Source organism: Acinetobacter lwoffii, from assembly GCF_024129685.1.
Lineage (GTDB): Bacteria > Pseudomonadota > Gammaproteobacteria > Pseudomonadales > Moraxellaceae > Acinetobacter > Acinetobacter lwoffii_X.
The window spans coordinates 1-17,932 of sequence record NZ_JAMXXL010000026.1 but is presented as its reverse complement, the minus strand read 5'-3'; the positions used below and the strand labels follow the sequence as shown (position 1 = coordinate 17,932).

Genomic DNA, 17,932 nt, shown 5'->3' with positions numbered 1-17,932 from the left:
AAAGTGGTATTTAAAGATGCGTGTAATAAAAACAGATCGAATACTTTAGGTGGATTCGACTAAAAAATAATAAATCGCCTATTCAGAAGATCCAATATCTCAAAAATAAATAAAAAGCTGCTAAAACTAAATTTTAAATTTTCAATAGCTTATAAGAAACTTGGTCTAATACGCTAAATAATACGTGAATAATATTGCTTCAAGCATCTAGAAAGCCTGATCAGAGATATGGATAACTCTAAAGTTATCCATAATTTTTATGTGAATAAGATAATATTTTTCCACAAACTTTAATCCATGTATTAATTCTTCATTTTAAATTCAAATTTAAACTCTCTTGTCTTGTGGGTAAGTGTTTTTAAATTTAAAATGGCATTTTAAATTTAAAAGGGATTTGGCGAGATATCGCTAGTATGACCAGACGATTCCTTGGATGGGTTTTAAAATAAAAAAATTATTATAAATTAAATACTTATAAATATGGTGTAGTTTATCTAATCATTGGCGTGGAACATATTTTTAATTAAAAATAAAGGTGTAGTTAAACTACATAATTGATTTAATAATCAAGTGAACTTTCATTTTTATTTCAGAATCATACTTTTATCGATTTTCGCTTAACTTTTTCTTTTTCTCTCTTATGGCTTATTTTTTGATTTCATTATTGAAAATCGGGCACTTCTTTTATTACTCGATAGAAAAGAGGGAGGGAATCGCTGAAATGATATTGATTAGGAACAAGAAAAAGAGGATTGATAAAATGACGATGAAAAATAAAAAAGCGCCTGACGGCGCTTTTTTTTAATCATATTTATGGTGTTAAAATGACTTTACGGCAGTCTTCTTCCTTTTTATCAAAAATACGGTAACCTTCCGCAGCATCTTCCAGTTTCATGCGATGGGTAATAATCAGATCTGGAGACAGATCTCCATTTTCAATATGTTCTAGCAACTGCGGCAAGTAGTTATGCACATGGGTTTGTCCCATTTTAAAGGTTAAACCTTTGTCAAAGGCATCACCAAACAGGAAGCCGTGAATTGGACCAGCATAAACTCCAGGTACACTCACTACACCGCCGCGGCGGACCGCTGCAATACATTGTCTTAGCGCTGAACCACTCGAACCTTCTAATTTCAGGTTGGTCATTACGGTTTCCAGCATGCTGCCTTTGGCTTCAAAACCGACCGCATCAATGACGGCATCGACTCCACGATAACCTGTGGTGTTTTGAATGATAAATTCAGCAGCATCGACTTCATCAAAATTGACAGGAATTACCCCATAGGTTTGATGTGCGAAACGCAGACGGTAAGGATGGTGATCGACCATAAAGATCTGCTCGGCACCGAGCATCCGCGCGCAGGCAGCAGCCAGCAGACCGACCGGACCGGCACCATAAATCGCCACACTGGAACCTCGACCAACTTGGGCATTGTTTACTGCTTGCCACGCGGTTGGCAGAATATCGGTCAGGAATAATACTTTTTCATCAGGCAGGGAACCTGGTACTTTAAATGGTCCGACATTGCCCTTGGGAATCCGCACATATTCGGCCTGACCACCCGGTATACCCCCATACAGATGGCTAAAGCCAAATAAAGCTGCACCTGGTGGAATCTGTTTTTTATTGAGAATTGCACCACGGCCAGTATTGGTATTTTCACAGGCAGCCATGAGTTCATGTTCACAGAAAAAACAGTGACCGCATGCAATCACAAAGGGAATAATCACCCGGTCACCTTTTTTGACTTCGGTTACTTCAGGGCCGACTTCTTCTACAATTCCCATAAATTCATGGCCGAAAATATCACCGTCTTCAGTAGCTGGGATTTTGCCCCGGTATAAATGCAGATCTGAGCCACAGATGGCGGTGGCTGTCACCCTTAAAATAACGTCATCTGGTTCCTGAATCACTGGATCTGGAACGGATTCAACTCGTACATCCCGAGCACCATGATAGGTAAGAGCACGCATGCGGATTTCCTCTCTCTAGTTCAACATTAAACAGACTCGTAGCAAGGCTGCCAAAAATTAAAAAACACTTGTATTAGAGCCTTAGGAGGAAACAGTGTGCTGTAAATTAATGTATGAAATAAGGCATTCAACTGTTTAAAAAATAAACTTATATAGGGTTTACGTAATTCGTGACCTTATGTGTCGAATGAATAGAAAAGAACGGGATTAAAGAAACATCTAGAACTAGATGAAAAAAATACAGGTGCAAAAATGAAAGAGAAAACATTAAAAATAGTGAATAAAAAAGAGATGAGCAACGCTGGTTACCCATCTCTCTTATATTAAATCTTACTAAAAGAGCTTTAGAAAGACTGTTCCAGACTTTCCAGTTCCATCATCAGTTCCAGCATTTGCTCTTCGGCTGTTTCCAGTTTGGCTTTTAGCTCGGTTTGCTCATTCATCAGTTTCAGCAAATCATTTTTACGTGATGCTTCGTATAAAGCACTGTCACCCAGCAAGCTTTCAATTTCAGCCAGTCGTGGCTGCAGTTTGGCCATCTGTGCTTCGCATTTTTCAATATTCTTGCGAATCGGACGACTTAGTTCCCGCTGGCGAGCAGCTTCCTTACGTTGTGCTTCCTTGTCCAGTTTGGAAATGGTGGGTTTGACTTCGACTTGGGATTTCACCGGTTCTGCTGGCTTCTGTCCATTTTTGATCATTTCAATACGGGCTTGGCGTAACCAGTCAGCATAGGCGGTGAGATCGCCGTCAAATTCTCGGCATTGACCATTATGTACCAGTAGCAGTTCGTCACAGACACTGGCGATGAGCTGACGTTCATGCGAAACCAGAACCACCGCGCCTTGGAAATCTTGCAAGGCCATGGTCAGTGCATGACGCATATCGAGGTCTAAATGGTTGGTCGGCTCATCCAGAATCAGTACATTCGGACGCTGCCAAACAATCAGCGCTAGGGCCAAACGTGCACGTTCACCACCCGAAAAACTTTCACTCGGCGTATCCATACGTTCGCCACTAAAACCGAAACTACCCAAGAAAGAACGCAGGCTGGCTTCACTGATTTTTTTATCGGCAATACGTGCCAGCTGTAACATCGGACTGGCATTACCATCCAGTGCATCCATCTGATGCTGGGCAAAATAACCAATATTCAGTAGCTCTGAATCTTTACGCAGGCCCTGAATCAGTTTCAGGTCACCGACCAGCGATTTAATCAGCGTGGATTTACCTGCACCATTCATCCCGAGTAACCCGATCCGGCTGTTGGGCGTGATCTGTAAATTTACATTGGTAACAATCAGCTTGTCGCCATAACCAATATCGGCATGTTCCAGTTGCAATAACGGCGAACTCATTTTGGTCGGTTCGCGGAAACTGAAAGTAAATGGTGTATCGACATGGGCAGCAGATAGTTCCTGCATACGTTCCAGCTGTTTGATCCGGCTCTGTGCCTGTTTGGCTTTGGTCGCTTGTGCTTTAAAACGGTCAATATATTTTTGCAGATGCGCGCGGGTTTCCAGCTGCTTTTCATACGCCTGTTGCTGCTGCGCCAGACGTTCACTACGGGTACGCTCGAAAGTCGAATAGTTACCGGTATATAAAATGAGTTCCTGATTTTCGATATGTAAAATATGGTCGGTAATCGCATCGAGGAAGTCCCGGTCATGCGAAATCAGCACCAAGGTGCCTTCATAGGCTTTCAGCCAGTCTTCTAGCCAGAGAATCGCATCCAAGTCCAGATGGTTGGTCGGTTCATCGAGGAGCAGTAAGTCCGAGCGGCTCATTAAGGTACGCGCCAAGTTTAAACGCATACGCCAGCCACCGGAAAAACTTGAAACATCTAGTTGTGATTGATGTTCAAAGAAGCCCAGACCGGCCATCAGCTGTGAGGCTTTGGCAGGAGCTGAATAACCGGAAATTTCATCAAAACGGCCATATAAATGGGCCAGTTCTGCATCATCCAGTTGATCCGGCTGATCGAGTTTCTGCTGAATATCCCAGTATTCTTCATCGCCCGACAATACGAAATCAATCGCTTTCATATTCAGTGCTTTGATTTCCTGAGCCATATGCGCCACGGTCCATACCGCAGGTCGGGTCAGTGAACCGGTGTCCGATTCCATACCGCCCAGCAAGGCTGAAAACAGGGTAGATTTTCCAGCACCATTGACACCGGTTAGGCCAATTTTCCATCCTGGGTGTAACTGCATCGACGCTTTTTGAAATAAAACACGTCCACCGCGACGTATAGATAACTGGTCTAACTGAATCATTGAGAAATCAAAGCTAAGAAATAAGATGCGCCTATTCTAAAGGAAAGCCCTGTGAAAATGAAAAATCTTACCGTTTTTGCTGAAATGAGTGTGCTTTTCACCTCTGTCAATTGATCTAGGGTGGACGCATAAGTTGAGTAAAAGCTCTATTTTATGCATGAACAGTGGTTTATAGTTCTGGCTGATGGAGCAAAAAATATCATAGAGTCAAATAAAAATGAAAAAGGGATGTTTAATTTTATCGGCACTCGGCATTTTGGTGTCGACTTCAACTCAAGCCAGAGTGAATGTCTGTGTTTTTGATTTACTGGGGAAATCTGGTGAGTCTTACAAACTGCTGGAGGAATGGGCGCTGGCAGCAAAAGGCTGGGGTGCCGAAATTCAGCTAAGCGCTTATCAGGATGAAGCCAAGGTCGATCAGGACGTCAAAGCCGGAAAATGTGATGCCTTCTATATGACCTCAATGCGTGCCCGGGCTTATAACAAATTTGCTGGATCGATTGATGCAATTGGCGGCGTGCCGAATAATGACATTGCCATGAAAGCCATCAGCTATGTACTGGATAAACGCAATAGCAAACGCCTGATCACCCAGATTGGCAAAGAAAAATTCGAAGTGGCGGGTATTGGTCAGATTGGCCCAGCCTATATTTTTGTTCGTGATCGTACTCTAAATAAACTGGAACAGGTCAAAGACAAGAAATTTGCCGTGCTGCATTATGACTATGCGCAAAAAATCATGGTCGACCGGATTGAAGCAGTACCGGTCATGTCGGAAATTTCCAATTTTATTCGCAAGTTTAATCAGGGCGAAGTGGATATTGTCGCTGCACCGGCTTATGCATTTAAACCGCTGGAATTACAGAAAGGACTAGGCCGTCAAGGCGCAATGATTAATTTTCCGGTGATTAATGTCACTGCTGATCTGATTATTCGTCAGGAAAAGTTTCCGGCAAGCTTTGCCGCACAATCCCGAAACTGGTTTGTGAAACAGTTACCGCGCAGCTTTGCCATGGTCAAGCGCATGGAAGCTGAGATTCCAAGCAAATATATTCTGAATCTAAGCCGTGAAGATCGTGTGGCCTACCAAAAGATTCTGCGTGATGGGCGGATCGATTTAACCAAACAGGGGATTTATGATCAGGGCATGATGAACGTATTGAAACGCGCGCGTTGTACGGTAGAAAGAACCAATTTTGAATGTTCGATTGGTGGCGAATAAATCTGAAATCATGTATATCTTTGTAACTATATCTGGGTAAATGTAATTATAAGAAAGCAGTTTTAAATATTAAGATATTGATATTTAAATATATATTTAAAAATAACTTAGGCAACTATTGCTGATTTATCTTTATAGGCCAAAATGCCGGTTTTAAATGGAGTAAATGCTCTATTTTTTTTAATTAAACTTGCTTAATATTTGTCCCGTGTACGGACACTCAGCGAATAACAAGATTTCAAAGGATAACTACAATGAAAAAAACACTCTTATCATTGGCTGCATTCTCTGCATTTGGTTTTGCAAGTGCGGCGCATGCAGAAAAAGTCGATATCTGTGTGTTTGACTTACTGGGTAAATCCGGTGAGTCTTTCCAGATGGCGCAAGAATGGGCACTGGCTGCAAAAGGCTGGGGCGCAGAAATCAATCTGATTGCCCGTCAGGATGAAGCGGTTGCCGACAATGACTTCAAGGCCGGTAAATGTGATGGTGTGTTTATGACAGCCATGCGTGCCCGTCAATACAATAAATTTGCTGGTTCTATTGATGCACTGGGCGGTGCACCAAGTAATGCCATTGCCCAGCGTGCGATCAGTTTTGCTCTGGACAAACGTAATGCAGCGAAAATGGTCAGTAATATGGGCGGCAAAAAATACGAAATTGCCGGTATTTCACCGTTGGGTTCAGCATTTATTTTTGTTCGTGACAAGAATATCAATTCGATTGAAAAAGCCGCAGGGAAGAAATTCGCCGTACTCGGCTATGACGATGCCCAGAAAATCATGGTACAGCGCGTCGGTGCGCAGGCAGTGATCTCCGATGTTTCTAACTTTGTCGCCAAATTTAACAATGGTCAGGTGGATATGGTCGGTGCACCTGCTTATGCCTACAAGCCATTAGAAATCTATAAAGGTCTGGGTAATAACGGCGCAATGTTTAATTTCCCGGTACTGCATGTCACCTCTGATTTTGTGATTCGTCCGGAAAAATTCCCCGCAGGTTTTGGACAGAAATCGCGTGAGTGGTTTATCAAAAACCTGCCAAAGAGCATGGGGATGATCAGCCGTCTGGAAGCGGGTATTCCGTCGAAATATAAAATGAATCTGAGCGCTGAAGATAAAACCAAGTATCAGAAAATGTTACGTGATGGCCGGATGGATATGACCAAACGCGGAATCTATGATGCCAGCATGATGTCGGTCTTAAAACGTGCACGCTGTTCTGTCGATAAGGCCAACTTTGAATGTTCAATTGCTGGCGAATAATCTGATTTTTAAAGAAAAAAGCTTAGATTGATCTAGGCTTTTTTTATGGCTGAACCAGGTCAGATCTGCCATTGTGCAGCGAATAAAATAGCTTAAGCTTGATTAACTATTAAATTCGCATGTTTTATATAAAAAACAATCACATGTGACTAAAAGTGCAATAACAAAAACAAGCGATAAGGAAATGAGGATGATGCATAGAGGATGGAAAGCACTGGCATTGGCTACGGCGACACTGGCTGTTTCAGGTCTGGCGCAAGCTAAACAGGTGATTTGCGTATTTGATCTGGTTGGTAAAAACGGTGATGTCTATAGTGTGATGAAAGACTATCAGTTGGCGGCCAAAAATTGGGGTGCAGATGTCGAACTGCGGGTGAATACCAATGAAGCGGTGGTTGCAGAAGATTTTAAAGCTGGAAAATGTGACGGCATTAGTGTGACCGGGATGCGTGGCCGTCAGTTCAATAATTTTACCGGTTCACTCGATGCTATTGGCGCGATTCCAGATCTGAATCTGGCGGTTAAAGTGATGCAGGGACTGGCCAGTCCAACTTTTGCCAAACATATGCTGCAAGGCAAATATGAGGTAGTCGGTGTCATTCCTGTAGGTGATGCTTTTCTGTTAGTGAACGACCGCAGTATTAATACCGTTGCCAAAGCAGCCGGTAAAAAAATTGCCGTACTTGATTATGATGAAGCACAAAAAATCATGGTACAGCAGGTCGGCGCACAGGCAGTGAGTGCCGATGTCACCAATTTTGGTGCCAAGTTTAACAATGGCCAAGTGGATATTATTGGTGCACCAGCAGCAGTATTTAAACCGCTGGAATTACATAAAGGCTTGGGTAGCAAAGGCGCGATTGTGAATTATCCGGTGTTGCAGGTCACTGGTAATATCATTATCCGTCCAGATAAATTTCCGGCAGGTTACGGACAGAAATCACGTGAATGGGTGAGAAGTCAGTTACCACGTGCCTTTGGTATTTTGGGGAAAATGAAAGCGGACATTCCAGCAAAATACTGGATGGATATTCCTGCAGCAGACAAACCGGGTTACCAGAAAATGATGCGGGATTCCCGAATTGACCTGACCAAACGCGGCGTTTATGACAAACGCATGATGAAATTGCTGTGGCAATTCCGCTGCAAACAGAATCCGAAAAACTTTGAATGTGCCTTACAGGATGAGAACTACAAATAATCCTGATAAAATTACTCTGATTTGACTTTTAATCTGTGCAGACTGACCATATATTGAGTGTGCTATACTTAAATATGGTCTTTTCTTTTTAAAGACATTCCATTCAACAGAGGAATCCGCCATGAATGCCCAAGCGCTTGTGCTCACCGACAATGCCGCAAATAAAGTACGCCAGTTGCGTGACAGTGAAGGTAATCAAGACTTAATGCTCCGTGTCTATGTGACCGGTGGCGGCTGTTCAGGTTTCTCTTATGGCTTTAATTTTGCAGAAAGCCAGAATGAAGATGATGCAGAATTTGCCAATGGCGATGTTAAAGTCCTGGTCGATTCATTGAGTTATCAATATCTGGTCGGTTCGGTGGTAGATTATTTAGAAGGTCTGGAAGGTTCACGTTTTGTGGTACAAAACCCGAATGCGACCACGACCTGTGGTTGTGGATCTTCATTCTCGATCTAAATCCATGCACAAAAAAAAAGTCCTCTCAATGAGGACTTTTTTATATCTGGAAGAACGTTTAGCTATCCAGTTTTACCGCTTCAAGCAGGTCAAAGATCACGGTAGTGACATCCTGACTCAACTCGCGGTTATTGAAAATTTCATAGGCGCTAATGGTAATGTCGGTATCGCTTGGCAACAGACGCTGTTCTTCTTCGATCAGGTCATTGATCGGTAATAAGGTCTGTTTGATTTCCAGATGCAGAATATCTTTATATTCCAGATTTTCATCGTCGAGTTCAATCAGTTGTTCATTGAAATAAGGCAGCAAAATCGAATGAAGATAGGGTTGGATGTCCTCGATATCAAAGATTTCGATATCACGGGTTTCATCAATCGTACTAATGTGGTCATTTACTTCAATTAAAATATGGTAGTAACTCACACGAATCTCCAAAGATGGCCTGAACAATGTAGCCAATCACAATAACATGAAATCAGAATAGAGTGTTTTTTATAATACTTATACACTTAAATTAATTAGGGAATTCAAGCTGATCACTTAACGGTTATAAAGCAAGGTCTTGTCTGCAGGTCGCAGCTGGAAGTGTTGCAGATTCTGTTTACCCAGCGCCGGATACATCAGTGCTTCCGGGTCATTATGGTGATACAGCCCCAAGGCATGTCCGAGTTCATGTGCCAGAGTCAGACGGAGATCATCTTCTGCATCAAACTGATAGACATGAATTTGATCACCCATAAACACGCCTTTATGAAATTCGCGGGCAGGGAAACGCTGTTGGGCTTGAATGATATTCTGCTGATGGTTTTGCAGACCATGTTGATGCATGGAAACATTCATATTAAAGGAACTTTGCTGTTCCTGAAGGTACTGAAGTTCCCGTTGAAAACTTTCCGATTTGCGCTGTAAAGCCAAAACCTCATATTCAATCTGCTCATGTTCATAAGCAGATAAATTTGGCTGACGGCGTCGTTGCTGTAAGGCCTGAAATTCACTATTCATCTGATCTCTTTGCTGGATCAGGCGTTGCTGCTGACTTTCCAGATGCTGATGGGATGCTTCCAGATTTTTGACCTGACGTTGATACTTGGCGTCATCTGCCAGCAACTGTTTTTCGACTTTCTTCAAGGCATCATAGTCTTGCTGGCGTTGATCATAGATCAGGTGAATACTCAGCCTGGCATTTTCATCATAGACCATCAAATCATCACGATTGCTTCCCTGATGCCAGATTTCGATCGCTTCCTTGCTCAGTTGAATGACTTGATCTTTACTTAGTCCAAAGCCTGAATCGACCTGATCAATTCGGAAACGTAAGCGTGTATCGAAAGGATGCGTCAAGCGATCAGCCAGCGAGTTATAGCGCAGTTGAGGATGGGTTTGGGCCTGCATATGTAGATAGGCAGACATGATCAATCCCACTACGAGCAGACAGAGCAGAAGACGCATATTTTTTATTTAAATGTCTATTTTTTAAAAATATAGCTTAATTTTAATGCCTTTCCCATGCTTATTTGCATCATCCTTCAGCTTTTGGATAAAGCCCTAATTCGGCCAAAGCCTGCTGCAAAATTTCAAGGCGGATCGCCGGATCTATACCATTTTGCATCTGCATATTGAGTGAAAATGCCACGATTTCAGCCTGCGGTGTTTCAACCCAGCCGGTGAGCCAGCCGACTTGCGGTTCCACATCCATGCCCCAACCGGATTTGACATATAGTCGATAAGCTTTCCGCTCCTGTAAAAATAACATGGCTTTGACTTGTTGCTGGACTTGAGGATCAAAGGCCAGTTGCTCTCGGGCCAACGCAGAAACAAATTGGACTTCCTGTTTTGGAGTAACTTTCAAAGGGCCTACCAACCAGAAGTTATCGACCTGTTGACCAATCTGCTGATTACCAAATTGGATGCGTTGTACTTCCTGTTGCATCAATTCAAGCCCAATGCGACGTGCCAGTTCCTGATACACGGGTACAGCAGAAGCTTGCATGGCTTCGCCGAGAGTCATGTCTTTTTCCCAGGCTGCAAAACTGCGTTTCTTGCCATCCCATTTAAAAATTTCATTGGTTGTGGCTTTGCCATGTTGCAGGCCAATCAGGGCATTGAGCATTTTAAAAGTAGAGGCGGGAACATATTCGGTATCTGCACGGCTTAAATCATTACCATAAACCTGTATCTGTTGACCACGCTGAATCACTAGAACACCCGCGCTTTGCGCCTGATCAAATAATTGGGCAATGGCTTGAGTCGATTGAGTCGAAGTGCTTTGAGATAGGAGAGATGAAACGGGCAGGCTACACGCTGTCAGGCCCAAGCAACTAAGTAAAGGCAGCAAAATCAGAATTTTCATGGGTTCAGGGTATTTTAATGTTTGATTTAACTTAAACAGCTTTTCCTGAAAATACGATCAAATTTTGGTAATTTTTATTTTATTCCTTCAAGTTGAGAAATAAAAAAACCGCGCTTTCGCGCGGTTTTTTCAGTTAAAGCGACAAATTATTTTTTGTCATCTTTTACTTCAGTGAACTCAGCATCTACAACGCCGTCATCCGCTTTTTGAGCTTGACCTTCGCCGCCTTGGAATGCGTTTGGATCAAAACCTTGCGCACCGCCTTGGCCTTGAGCTGCTTCATATGCACGTTGTGTAATTGGCATGATGATGTTTTGCAGCGCTTCAGTTTTCGCTTTGATGTCTTCAACGTCATTTTCTTTAGTTGCAGCTTCAAGCTCAGAAACCGCAGTTTCGATTGCAGTTTTTTCGTCTGCAGTCACTTGCTCGCCAAGATCTTTCACTGCTTTTTGTGAAGAAGCAACTAAAGCATCCGCTTCGTTACGAGCTTTTGCAAGCTCTTCAAACTTACGGTCTTCTTCAGCATTCGCTTCAGCATCTTTGATCATTGCTTCGATTTCAGCATCAGACAAACCTGAGTTTGCTTTAATCTGGATCGATTGCTCTTTACCAGTGCTCTTGTCTTTCGCAGATACTTTCAAGATACCATCAGCGTTGATGTCGAAAGATACTTCAATTTGTGGCACACCACGTGGCGCAGGTGGAATGTCGCCTAATTGGAAGTTACCTAACAGTTTGTTTTGCTGCGCCATTTTACGTTCACCTTGATAAACTGAAATGTCTACAGCAGGCTGGTTGTCCGCAGCAGTTGAGAACACTTGAGATTTCTTCGCAGGAATCGTGGTGTTTTTCTCGATGATTGCAGTCAACACGCCACCCATGGTTTCAATACCAAGTGTCAACGGAGTTACGTCAAGTAAAAGTACGTCAGTTTTGTCACCTGAAAGTACCGCACCTTGAATCGCAGCACCCATTGCGACTGCTTCATCAGGGTTTACGTCTTTACGTGGCTCTTTACCGAAGAATTCTTGAACCTTCTGTTGAACCATTGGCATACGAGATTGACCACCCACTAGGATCACGTCAGAGATGTCAGAAGTCGAAAGACCAGCATCTTTAAGCGCAATACGGCAAGGCTCAATGGTACGCGCAACCAGGTCAGCAACCAGACCTTCTAATTTTGCACGTGTTACGTTGATCACTAAGTGTTTAGGACCAGTCGCATCAGCAGTGATGTATGGAAGGTTGATTTCAGTTGCATTTGAAGATGAAAGTTCGATCTTCGCTTTCTCAGCAGCTTCTTTTAAACGCTGTAACGCCAGTGGATCTTGTTTCAGGTTAAAGTTTTGTTCTTTCTTGAACTCTTCAACCAGGAACTCGATTAACGCGTTATCGAAGTCTTCACCACCTAGGAATGTGTCACCGTTAGTCGACAATACTTCGATTTGCTGGTCACCATCAAGGTCAGCAATTTCAATGATTGAAACGTCGAAAGTACCACCACCCAAGTCGTAAACCGCGATTTTACGATCGCCTTCTTTCTTGTCCATACCAAACGCAAGTGCCGCAGCAGTTGGCTCGTTGATGATACGTTTAACTTCTAAACCTGCAATTTTACCTGCATCTTTAGTTGCTTGACGCTGTGCATCGTTGAAGTAAGCAGGAACAGTAATAACAGCTTCAGTTACGGTTTCGCCCAGGTAATCTTCAGCAGTTTTCTTCATCTTTTTCAAGATTTCAGCAGAAACCTGTTGTGGCGCCAATTTTTTGTCGTTGACATCAACCCAAGCATCACCGTTATCCGCTTTGATGATTTTGTAAGGAACCAGACCGATATCTTTTTGTACCGCTTGGTCTTCATAACGACGACCGATCAAACGTTTGATCGCGAACAATGTATTTTTCGGATTCGTTACTGCTTGACGCTTTGCAGATTGACCTACCAGAATTTCGCCATCTTTATAGGCAATAATAGATGGAGTGGTACGCGCGCCTTCAGCGTTTTCGATTACTTTAACTTTGTCGCCTTCAAGTACTGCAACACATGAGTTTGTAGTACCTAAGTCAATACCAATGATTTTAGCCATTTGGATGTTTCCTCTAAAATTTTTTTGTGATTTACACTTGTTATCCGATATGAGAGCCGTTCGATTTTTTTCAAGTAAAATTTTTGAAAAATTTCACAAACTCCCGAATTTATTTGGCTTAAGCGCCGACCATCACCATGGCAGGACGCAATAAGCGACTGTTAAGCGTGTAGCCTTTTTGCAAAACAGTCCCAATTTCATTTGCTTTGGCATTTGGATCAATCCCGACTGCCTGATGCAGGTCAGCATTGAAACCGTTGTTGGTATCCACTGCCACAACCCCAAATTTCTCCAAGGTATGCAATAAAGATTTAAGGGTCAGTTCAACACCTTCACGCAATGGTGTTTGCTCTTCACCTGCAGCCACAATGGCACGTTCCAGATTGTCGACTGTTTCTAGAAGCTCTTTAGAGAACTTTTCCAGAACTGTATCTTTATGCTTTTCAGATTCACGCTGAATACGTTCAACACTCTTTTGTGCTTCATAAACTGCATTGGCGGTACGGGCTTTTTCTAACTTTAAATCACCTTCAAGCTGCGCAATCTGCTCTTGTAAAGACTCAACGGAAACTTCAGCCTGCTCGGTTTCAGCTTGAGTTTGCGCTGTATCTTGTTCCGCTTGCTCTTGCTCAAGTTGTTGAGCTTGCTCGTTTTGCTCAGTCGCCATTGATTTACTCCGTTTAAATGGGTTCTTAAACATGTACAGTCCTTAGGCCTCAGTGTTCACTGCGTTTATGCTGAACTGCCATGGTTGTGAAGTTCTTGATTACCTAAAGAAATCGGGGCAGGGTGTAAAAATTCAAGCGTCGACCCAGATTAAATTTAAGATTTATACAAAATACTGAATCCAGCGGATAGCAGAACAAGCTATTCAGAACACAACAGCAGGATAGGATGAGAATAAAATACACGGACATCAGCAGCGATGAATCCGAATTTTGAACTGAATAGATTTAATTGGCGACTAAATCCAAGAATTAAGTATTTGAAAATAAATATAAAAAATGAATAATCGTATTTTTGAATCAAATTAATAATTTTAATCCGTTTTAAGTATTGGTAAAAAAATTGCATCATACTTCTATTAACAGCGACCTTGTTCAGAGGAGAGAGCCGAACCGGGTTGCTGTTGCCCTATTTTAGAGTTGCTTTTTTCAAGCTGAGTATCCCCAAAACTCAGCTTTTTTTTGCCTGTTTATTTATTAGACATAAAAACGATTAATATCTAAGCAATAAAGTCTTTCACAATAGATGAACTTTTGATTAATATTTATTCCAGATTCTATCGCTGTAGTTTCTTCTTATTTTGAAATGTGTTTTCGTGGCTTATCCTGTTCTCTAGATAAGCCTTTTTTTGTCCAGAATTTACCTTTTTTGAATTTGTTGGAATCAGTCGTCTCTATTTTAGCGGTTTGTAAGATAAAATTTACAGCTTGGATAGTGAATGTCCGCTTCATGAGAGCAAGTTGATTCGATAGGATAATTTGTGTAGAGAACAGGATGTTCTGGTTGAATTGCTGAGAAGCATAAGCGAAGTGGAAGTTCGTTTAACATAACCCTCTGCAAAGGCCCTAAAGAAATTTTCTTTAGGGCCTTTGTCTATCTGGCAGCTACCTTTTTCATTAAAAAAGCCCAGTCTGGGCTTTTAATAGAGAGGGTGATTCAAGTCTTAGTCACGACGATCGCGTGAACGTTGTTCCTGATGGCGTCGGTTGTCATTCCAGCGTTGATTAGAACGATTTTGCTGGACTTTTTTACTGCGCTGATCTGTTGCACGTTTACGCTCCAGATCCTGACGACGCTTGCGTTCTGCTTCTGCCTGTTTTTGCCGTTGCGTCATGATATTTTTACGTTGCTGTTCATGGCGCTGCCGTTCCAGTTGGCTTTTACGTCGATCAAGCTCTAACTGTCTTTTATGATCCTGCTCCCAATTGCGACGTTGTAATTCCTGTTTACGTCGATCCAGTTCAATGCGTTTGCGTTGCTGTTCATATTCCCAGCGTTGCCGCTCATAGCGACGATCTTGTTCATAACGCCGGTCCAGTTCATAGCGACGGTCATAACGCTGATCATAGCGGCCATCATAATAGCCACCATCTTCAGGAAATGCGACGCAGCCTACAGCTAAAAATGCAGTCGCCAAAGACAGAGCTATAATTTTGCTAGCCATAGGCATCCTCCCGGTTTGTAATAAAAAATATACTTAAGCTCGCAAAAGTACGTCAAAAATAACCTTTAAACGGTCAATGACATCTTTTATAAATGAGGGTAACGTATCGGGTAAAAGCTATATGTACATTGATATTAAGACTTATATAAGAATATAGTCACTGAAACGCTAATCGTGTAGAAACTATGAAGAATTAAGAGAATAAGGACTAAAAATAATGACTGTGAATCCTCCGGTTCTGAAAAGTGTGATGGAAAAAGGACAAGGGACGGCAGCGCGTATGCTGGACCGCTTGCCTGGCATTGCACAGGAAGCATTGGTTAAGACCCTGGATTATCCTCATGTCTATCCTGATTTAGATCCATTGGTTAAATGCTTGATGGCCATCCAGATAAAACAGGGGCATAGCAGTTTTATCAGTGAGGATCTGGCACATTCGCGCACATTGTTTGATGCACGTATGAAAGCGATCCGGGCTAGACCGACCGCGGTCAAATTTGTCGAAGAGCTCCGCCTTCCTCTACAGAGTGGCAGTATTTTTGCACGACATTATCATCCTGCACCGCAAAAGAAGTTACCGATGGTGATTTTTTATCATGGCGGTGCATTTATGGTGGGCGGTCTGGACAGCCATGATGAATTCTGTCGCTTGCTGGCAGTACATGCCAAAGTACAGGTGCTAAGCGTGGCTTATCCGCTGACGCCAGAATTTAGTCCCTTGCAGATGGTACAAGTCTGTGAAGATGCCTTGGCTTGGGCACATCAGCATAGCAAACAACTAAAAGTCTATAAAAACCGCATTGCCGTGGCAGGGGACAGTGCGGGAGGAAATCTGGCTACTGTTGTAGCTCAGCGCAGTACAGGCAAATCTTATGCCGCACGAGCGCAGCTTTTGCTTTATCCGGCAGTTGATTTTAAAAGTCGCCATCCTTCTTTTTATGCCTATAAAGATGGACTGGTACTTTCGGAACAGGATATTGATCTGGTGACCTTAATGTATGCCCAAACCCATCAGATTGAACTGGATGATCCGCTGATTTCACCCACCTATGGTGAATTGCAAAACTTGCCGCCAAGTTATGTGATTACTGCACGTCATGATGTCCTGCATGATGAAGGTTCAATCTACGCACATAAACTACGTCAGAATGGCGTGAGTGTTCATTATCATGAATATACCGATCAGGCACATGGTTTTATTAACCTGACGCCGATCTCCCGCCGTGCCAAAAAATATGTGATTGAGATCAGCAAAAATTTCCGCAAATTTTGGGACAAAAATAGTTAAATCCAAGGCATGAATGTAAAAAGGTGTTTCTCATGAAACACCTTTTTTGTAGATAGGTTTTTATCAGTTCTTATACTTTGCTGCTGATCTGCGCTTCAGGAAAGATCAGATTGAATTTGGGGACATAAAAGCTTTGCAGCAATTTGGCTTTGGAAAAATCTGGAAATATATTTTCGGCATCTTGCCATTCTACTTGCGAGAGTTTGGAGAGGTGACCGCGGAACTGTGGACTAAACTGAAAACGCTGACCTTTCCAGGCTTGCTGAATCTTCAGCATAGATGCTGGAATATGATGACTATTAATATAGAACTGGCGTGCGGATTTGGTTTTCTTCAGCCGAATCGTCATATGCTGGTTCTGGTGTTGAATCTGACACAGTACTTCCTGATCCTTTTCCTGCCATTCAAACTGCGCATGTTCTTTGGGAATGCCCCATAAATGCTGACCGTGTACCACAGACTCATGGGTAGACACATAAATTTTAGGAATTGAGCTGAGGCGTCGTTTACTAATTAAAGGATGATCCAGAATCAGTAACTCATCATAAGGGCCAATCGGCGAAGCGTGATAACGCACCAATAAGACTTGGACCATACGACCCAGCGGAGAAGGGGCGATCCGGAACTGTTTCGCTTGCTCAATAAAGCTGGGGGTCAGCCAATAATTCAGAATAAAACCCTCACCCTGCAAACGCCAAGGTGGAAACTGGTGGATATTTTGCTCCTGTAATAATGCATGCTTCATTCTTATTCTCTTGTCTTTAGTCGGCAGGTCACTGCATTATGAGTTATAAAAGATTAATATATAGTCATTCACAACCATTACTTCTAAGTAGATGAGTTAATAAATGTTAAAGAAATCATTATGTGTCATCGCACTTGCTGCGGTCAGTCTGCCAAGCTTTGCTGCCAATACGATTATTAAGATGAAGACTTCATCTGGAAATATTGAAATTGAACTTTTCAATGACAAAGCCCCAATCTCGGCAAAGAACTTCGAAAGCTATGTAAAGAGCAACTTCTATAAGGACACGATTTTTCACCGTGTCATTCCCGGCTTTATGGTGCAGGGTGGTGGCTTTGATGTAAACATGCAAGAAAAAGCCAATAATAAAGCACCCATTAAAAATGAATCATCGAATGGTCTGCAAAATAAACGCGGTACTTTAGCCATGGCCCGTACCAATCAGCCGGATTCTGCCCGAGCACAATTCTTTGTAAACCTGGTCGATAATGATTTCCTGGATCGTTCTGCTAGAAATGCCGGCTATGCGGTATTTGGTAAGGTCACTAAAGGCATGGATATCGTCGATCAGATTGCCAAAGTACCGACCCGAAACTATGGAATGCATCAAAATGTGCCGGTGAACCCTGTAAAAATCACCAGTGTGACGATTAAAGCACCAGTCGTAAAAAATTAGGCATAGAATAAAGCAGAAATATTTAATTTATATTTCTGTTTTAAAAATATGTACTTATGTAATGAATTGTATGGAATTGAACCAATTTGGTGCATAAAAATAAAACACTCGTGATTCCTGTGCGTTAAAAGCGCTTGCACGTGTAAGAAATTGCCCTATAATGAGCACATACCGACGAGATAGACGGAAACGAACGAAGCAGAATGGCGGAGTTGTTAG

General features: G+C 42.4%; 15 protein-coding genes. 6 read left to right on the top strand and 9 right to left on the bottom strand.

Translation table 11 applies throughout. The features are described from left to right. Positions 1-811: 811 nt before the first annotated feature. Together NI464_RS12200 and NI464_RS12195 are read right to left on the bottom strand one after the other, a co-directional pair. Positions 812-1,975 carry a zinc-dependent alcohol dehydrogenase gene (locus NI464_RS12200; RefSeq protein WP_001202407.1) on the bottom strand — a complete coding sequence of 388 codons (1,164 nt, stop codon included), beginning with the start codon at positions 1,973-1,975 and terminating at the stop codon, positions 812-814. Positions 1,976-2,319: 344 nt separating this feature from the next. After that, positions 2,320-4,251 carry an ATP-binding cassette domain-containing protein gene (locus NI464_RS12195; RefSeq protein WP_180039049.1) on the bottom strand — a complete coding sequence of 644 codons (1,932 nt, stop codon included), beginning with the start codon at positions 4,249-4,251 and terminating at the stop codon, positions 2,320-2,322. A gap of 217 nt (positions 4,252-4,468) precedes the next feature. Between NI464_RS12195 and NI464_RS12190 the strand changes: the two genes are divergently transcribed. The 4 genes from NI464_RS12190 to erpA all read left to right on the top strand — a co-directional run bounded on the left by NI464_RS12190 (position 4,469) and on the right by erpA (position 8,396). Beyond that, complete coding sequence (locus NI464_RS12190) at positions 4,469-5,473, top strand: putative solute-binding protein (protein WP_253138683.1); 1,005 nt, start codon at positions 4,469-4,471, stop codon at positions 5,471-5,473. Between the two features lie 254 nt (positions 5,474-5,727). Further along, a complete protein-coding gene (locus NI464_RS12185) occupies positions 5,728-6,738 on the top strand; it encodes a putative solute-binding protein (protein WP_253138681.1) in 1,011 nt (336 codons plus the stop codon). 193 nt (positions 6,739-6,931) lie between these two features. Further along, a complete protein-coding gene (locus NI464_RS12180; protein WP_044111666.1) occupies positions 6,932-7,939 on the top strand; it encodes a putative solute-binding protein in 1,008 nt (335 codons plus the stop codon). 121 nt (positions 7,940-8,060) lie between these two features. After that, on the top strand, positions 8,061-8,396 hold the full coding sequence (gene erpA, locus NI464_RS12175) for an iron-sulfur cluster insertion protein ErpA (protein ID WP_004281944.1): 336 nt from the start codon (positions 8,061-8,063) through the stop codon (positions 8,394-8,396). 58 nt (positions 8,397-8,454) lie between these two features. On the opposite strand, the gene NI464_RS12170 is transcribed toward erpA, so the two are convergent. The 6 genes from NI464_RS12170 to NI464_RS12145 all read right to left on the bottom strand — a co-directional run bounded on the left by NI464_RS12170 (position 8,455) and on the right by NI464_RS12145 (position 15,004). Then, on the bottom strand, positions 8,455-8,832 hold the full coding sequence (locus tag NI464_RS12170; RefSeq protein ID WP_016806936.1) for a hypothetical protein: 378 nt from the start codon (positions 8,830-8,832) through the stop codon (positions 8,455-8,457). 105 nt (positions 8,833-8,937) lie between these two features. Beyond that, positions 8,938-9,846: a matrixin family metalloprotease gene (locus NI464_RS12165; protein WP_253138679.1), complete on the bottom strand. Its 909-nt coding sequence runs from the start codon at positions 9,844-9,846 to the stop codon at positions 8,938-8,940. A gap of 70 nt (positions 9,847-9,916) precedes the next feature. Beyond that, positions 9,917-10,747: an OXA-134 family carbapenem-hydrolyzing class D beta-lactamase OXA-282 gene (locus NI464_RS12160; RefSeq protein WP_004728961.1), complete on the bottom strand. Its 831-nt coding sequence runs from the start codon at positions 10,745-10,747 to the stop codon at positions 9,917-9,919. A gap of 146 nt (positions 10,748-10,893) precedes the next feature. Then, entirely contained in the window at positions 10,894-12,834 is a 1,941-nt protein-coding gene (dnaK, locus tag NI464_RS12155) for a molecular chaperone DnaK (RefSeq protein WP_005245535.1), read from the bottom strand. A gap of 118 nt (positions 12,835-12,952) precedes the next feature. Beyond that, entirely contained in the window at positions 12,953-13,501 is a 549-nt protein-coding gene (gene grpE, locus NI464_RS12150) for a nucleotide exchange factor GrpE (RefSeq protein ID WP_004647116.1), read from the bottom strand. Positions 13,502-14,503: 1,002 nt separating this feature from the next. Next, positions 14,504-15,004, bottom strand: coding sequence for a cell envelope integrity TolA family protein (locus tag NI464_RS12145; protein ID WP_253138677.1), 501 nt, complete (start codon positions 15,002-15,004; stop codon positions 14,504-14,506). 217 nt (positions 15,005-15,221) lie between these two features. On the opposite strand from NI464_RS12145, the gene NI464_RS12140 reads away from it, so the two are divergent. Then, the gene (locus NI464_RS12140; RefSeq protein WP_253138675.1) at positions 15,222-16,292 is read left to right on the top strand and encodes an alpha/beta hydrolase; all 1,071 of its coding nucleotides are present in this window, start codon (positions 15,222-15,224) and stop codon (positions 16,290-16,292) included. Positions 16,293-16,362: 70 nt separating this feature from the next. On the opposite strand, the gene NI464_RS12135 is transcribed toward NI464_RS12140, so the two are convergent. After that, a complete protein-coding gene (locus tag NI464_RS12135; RefSeq protein WP_253138673.1) occupies positions 16,363-17,037 on the bottom strand; it encodes an acetoacetate decarboxylase family protein in 675 nt (224 codons plus the stop codon). 103 nt (positions 17,038-17,140) lie between these two features. On the opposite strand from NI464_RS12135, the gene NI464_RS12130 reads away from it, so the two are divergent. After that, positions 17,141-17,713, top strand: a complete 573-nt coding sequence (locus tag NI464_RS12130) for a peptidylprolyl isomerase (protein WP_253138671.1) — start codon at positions 17,141-17,143, stop codon at positions 17,711-17,713. The last annotated feature ends 219 nt before the right edge of the window (positions 17,714-17,932 follow it).

Coding starts and splice junctions, on each gene's coding strand:
- NI464_RS12140 (WP_253138675.1), top strand. CDS start 15,222: ATGACTGTGAATCCTCCGGTTCTGAAAAGTGTGATGGAAAAAGGACAA.
- NI464_RS12165 (WP_253138679.1), bottom strand. CDS start 9,846: ATGCGTCTTCTGCTCTGTCTGCTCGTAGTGGGATTGATCATGTCTGCC.
- NI464_RS12185 (WP_253138681.1), top strand. CDS start 5,728: ATGAAAAAAACACTCTTATCATTGGCTGCATTCTCTGCATTTGGTTTT.
- NI464_RS12195 (WP_180039049.1), bottom strand. CDS start 4,251: ATGATTCAGTTAGACCAGTTATCTATACGTCGCGGTGGACGTGTTTTA.
- NI464_RS12160 (WP_004728961.1), bottom strand. CDS start 10,747: ATGAAAATTCTGATTTTGCTGCCTTTACTTAGTTGCTTGGGCCTGACA.
- NI464_RS12135 (WP_253138673.1), bottom strand. CDS start 17,037: ATGAAGCATGCATTATTACAGGAGCAAAATATCCACCAGTTTCCACCT.
- grpE (WP_004647116.1), bottom strand. CDS start 13,501: ATGGCGACTGAGCAAAACGAGCAAGCTCAACAACTTGAGCAAGAGCAA.
- NI464_RS12190 (WP_253138683.1), top strand. CDS start 4,469: ATGAAAAAGGGATGTTTAATTTTATCGGCACTCGGCATTTTGGTGTCG.
- erpA (WP_004281944.1), top strand. CDS start 8,061: ATGAATGCCCAAGCGCTTGTGCTCACCGACAATGCCGCAAATAAAGTA.
- dnaK (WP_005245535.1), bottom strand. CDS start 12,834: ATGGCTAAAATCATTGGTATTGACTTAGGTACTACAAACTCATGTGTT.
- NI464_RS12200 (WP_001202407.1), bottom strand. CDS start 1,975: ATGCGTGCTCTTACCTATCATGGTGCTCGGGATGTACGAGTTGAATCC.
- NI464_RS12145 (WP_253138677.1), bottom strand. CDS start 15,004: ATGGCTAGCAAAATTATAGCTCTGTCTTTGGCGACTGCATTTTTAGCT.
- NI464_RS12130 (WP_253138671.1), top strand. CDS start 17,141: ATGTTAAAGAAATCATTATGTGTCATCGCACTTGCTGCGGTCAGTCTG.
- NI464_RS12180 (WP_044111666.1), top strand. CDS start 6,932: ATGCATAGAGGATGGAAAGCACTGGCATTGGCTACGGCGACACTGGCT.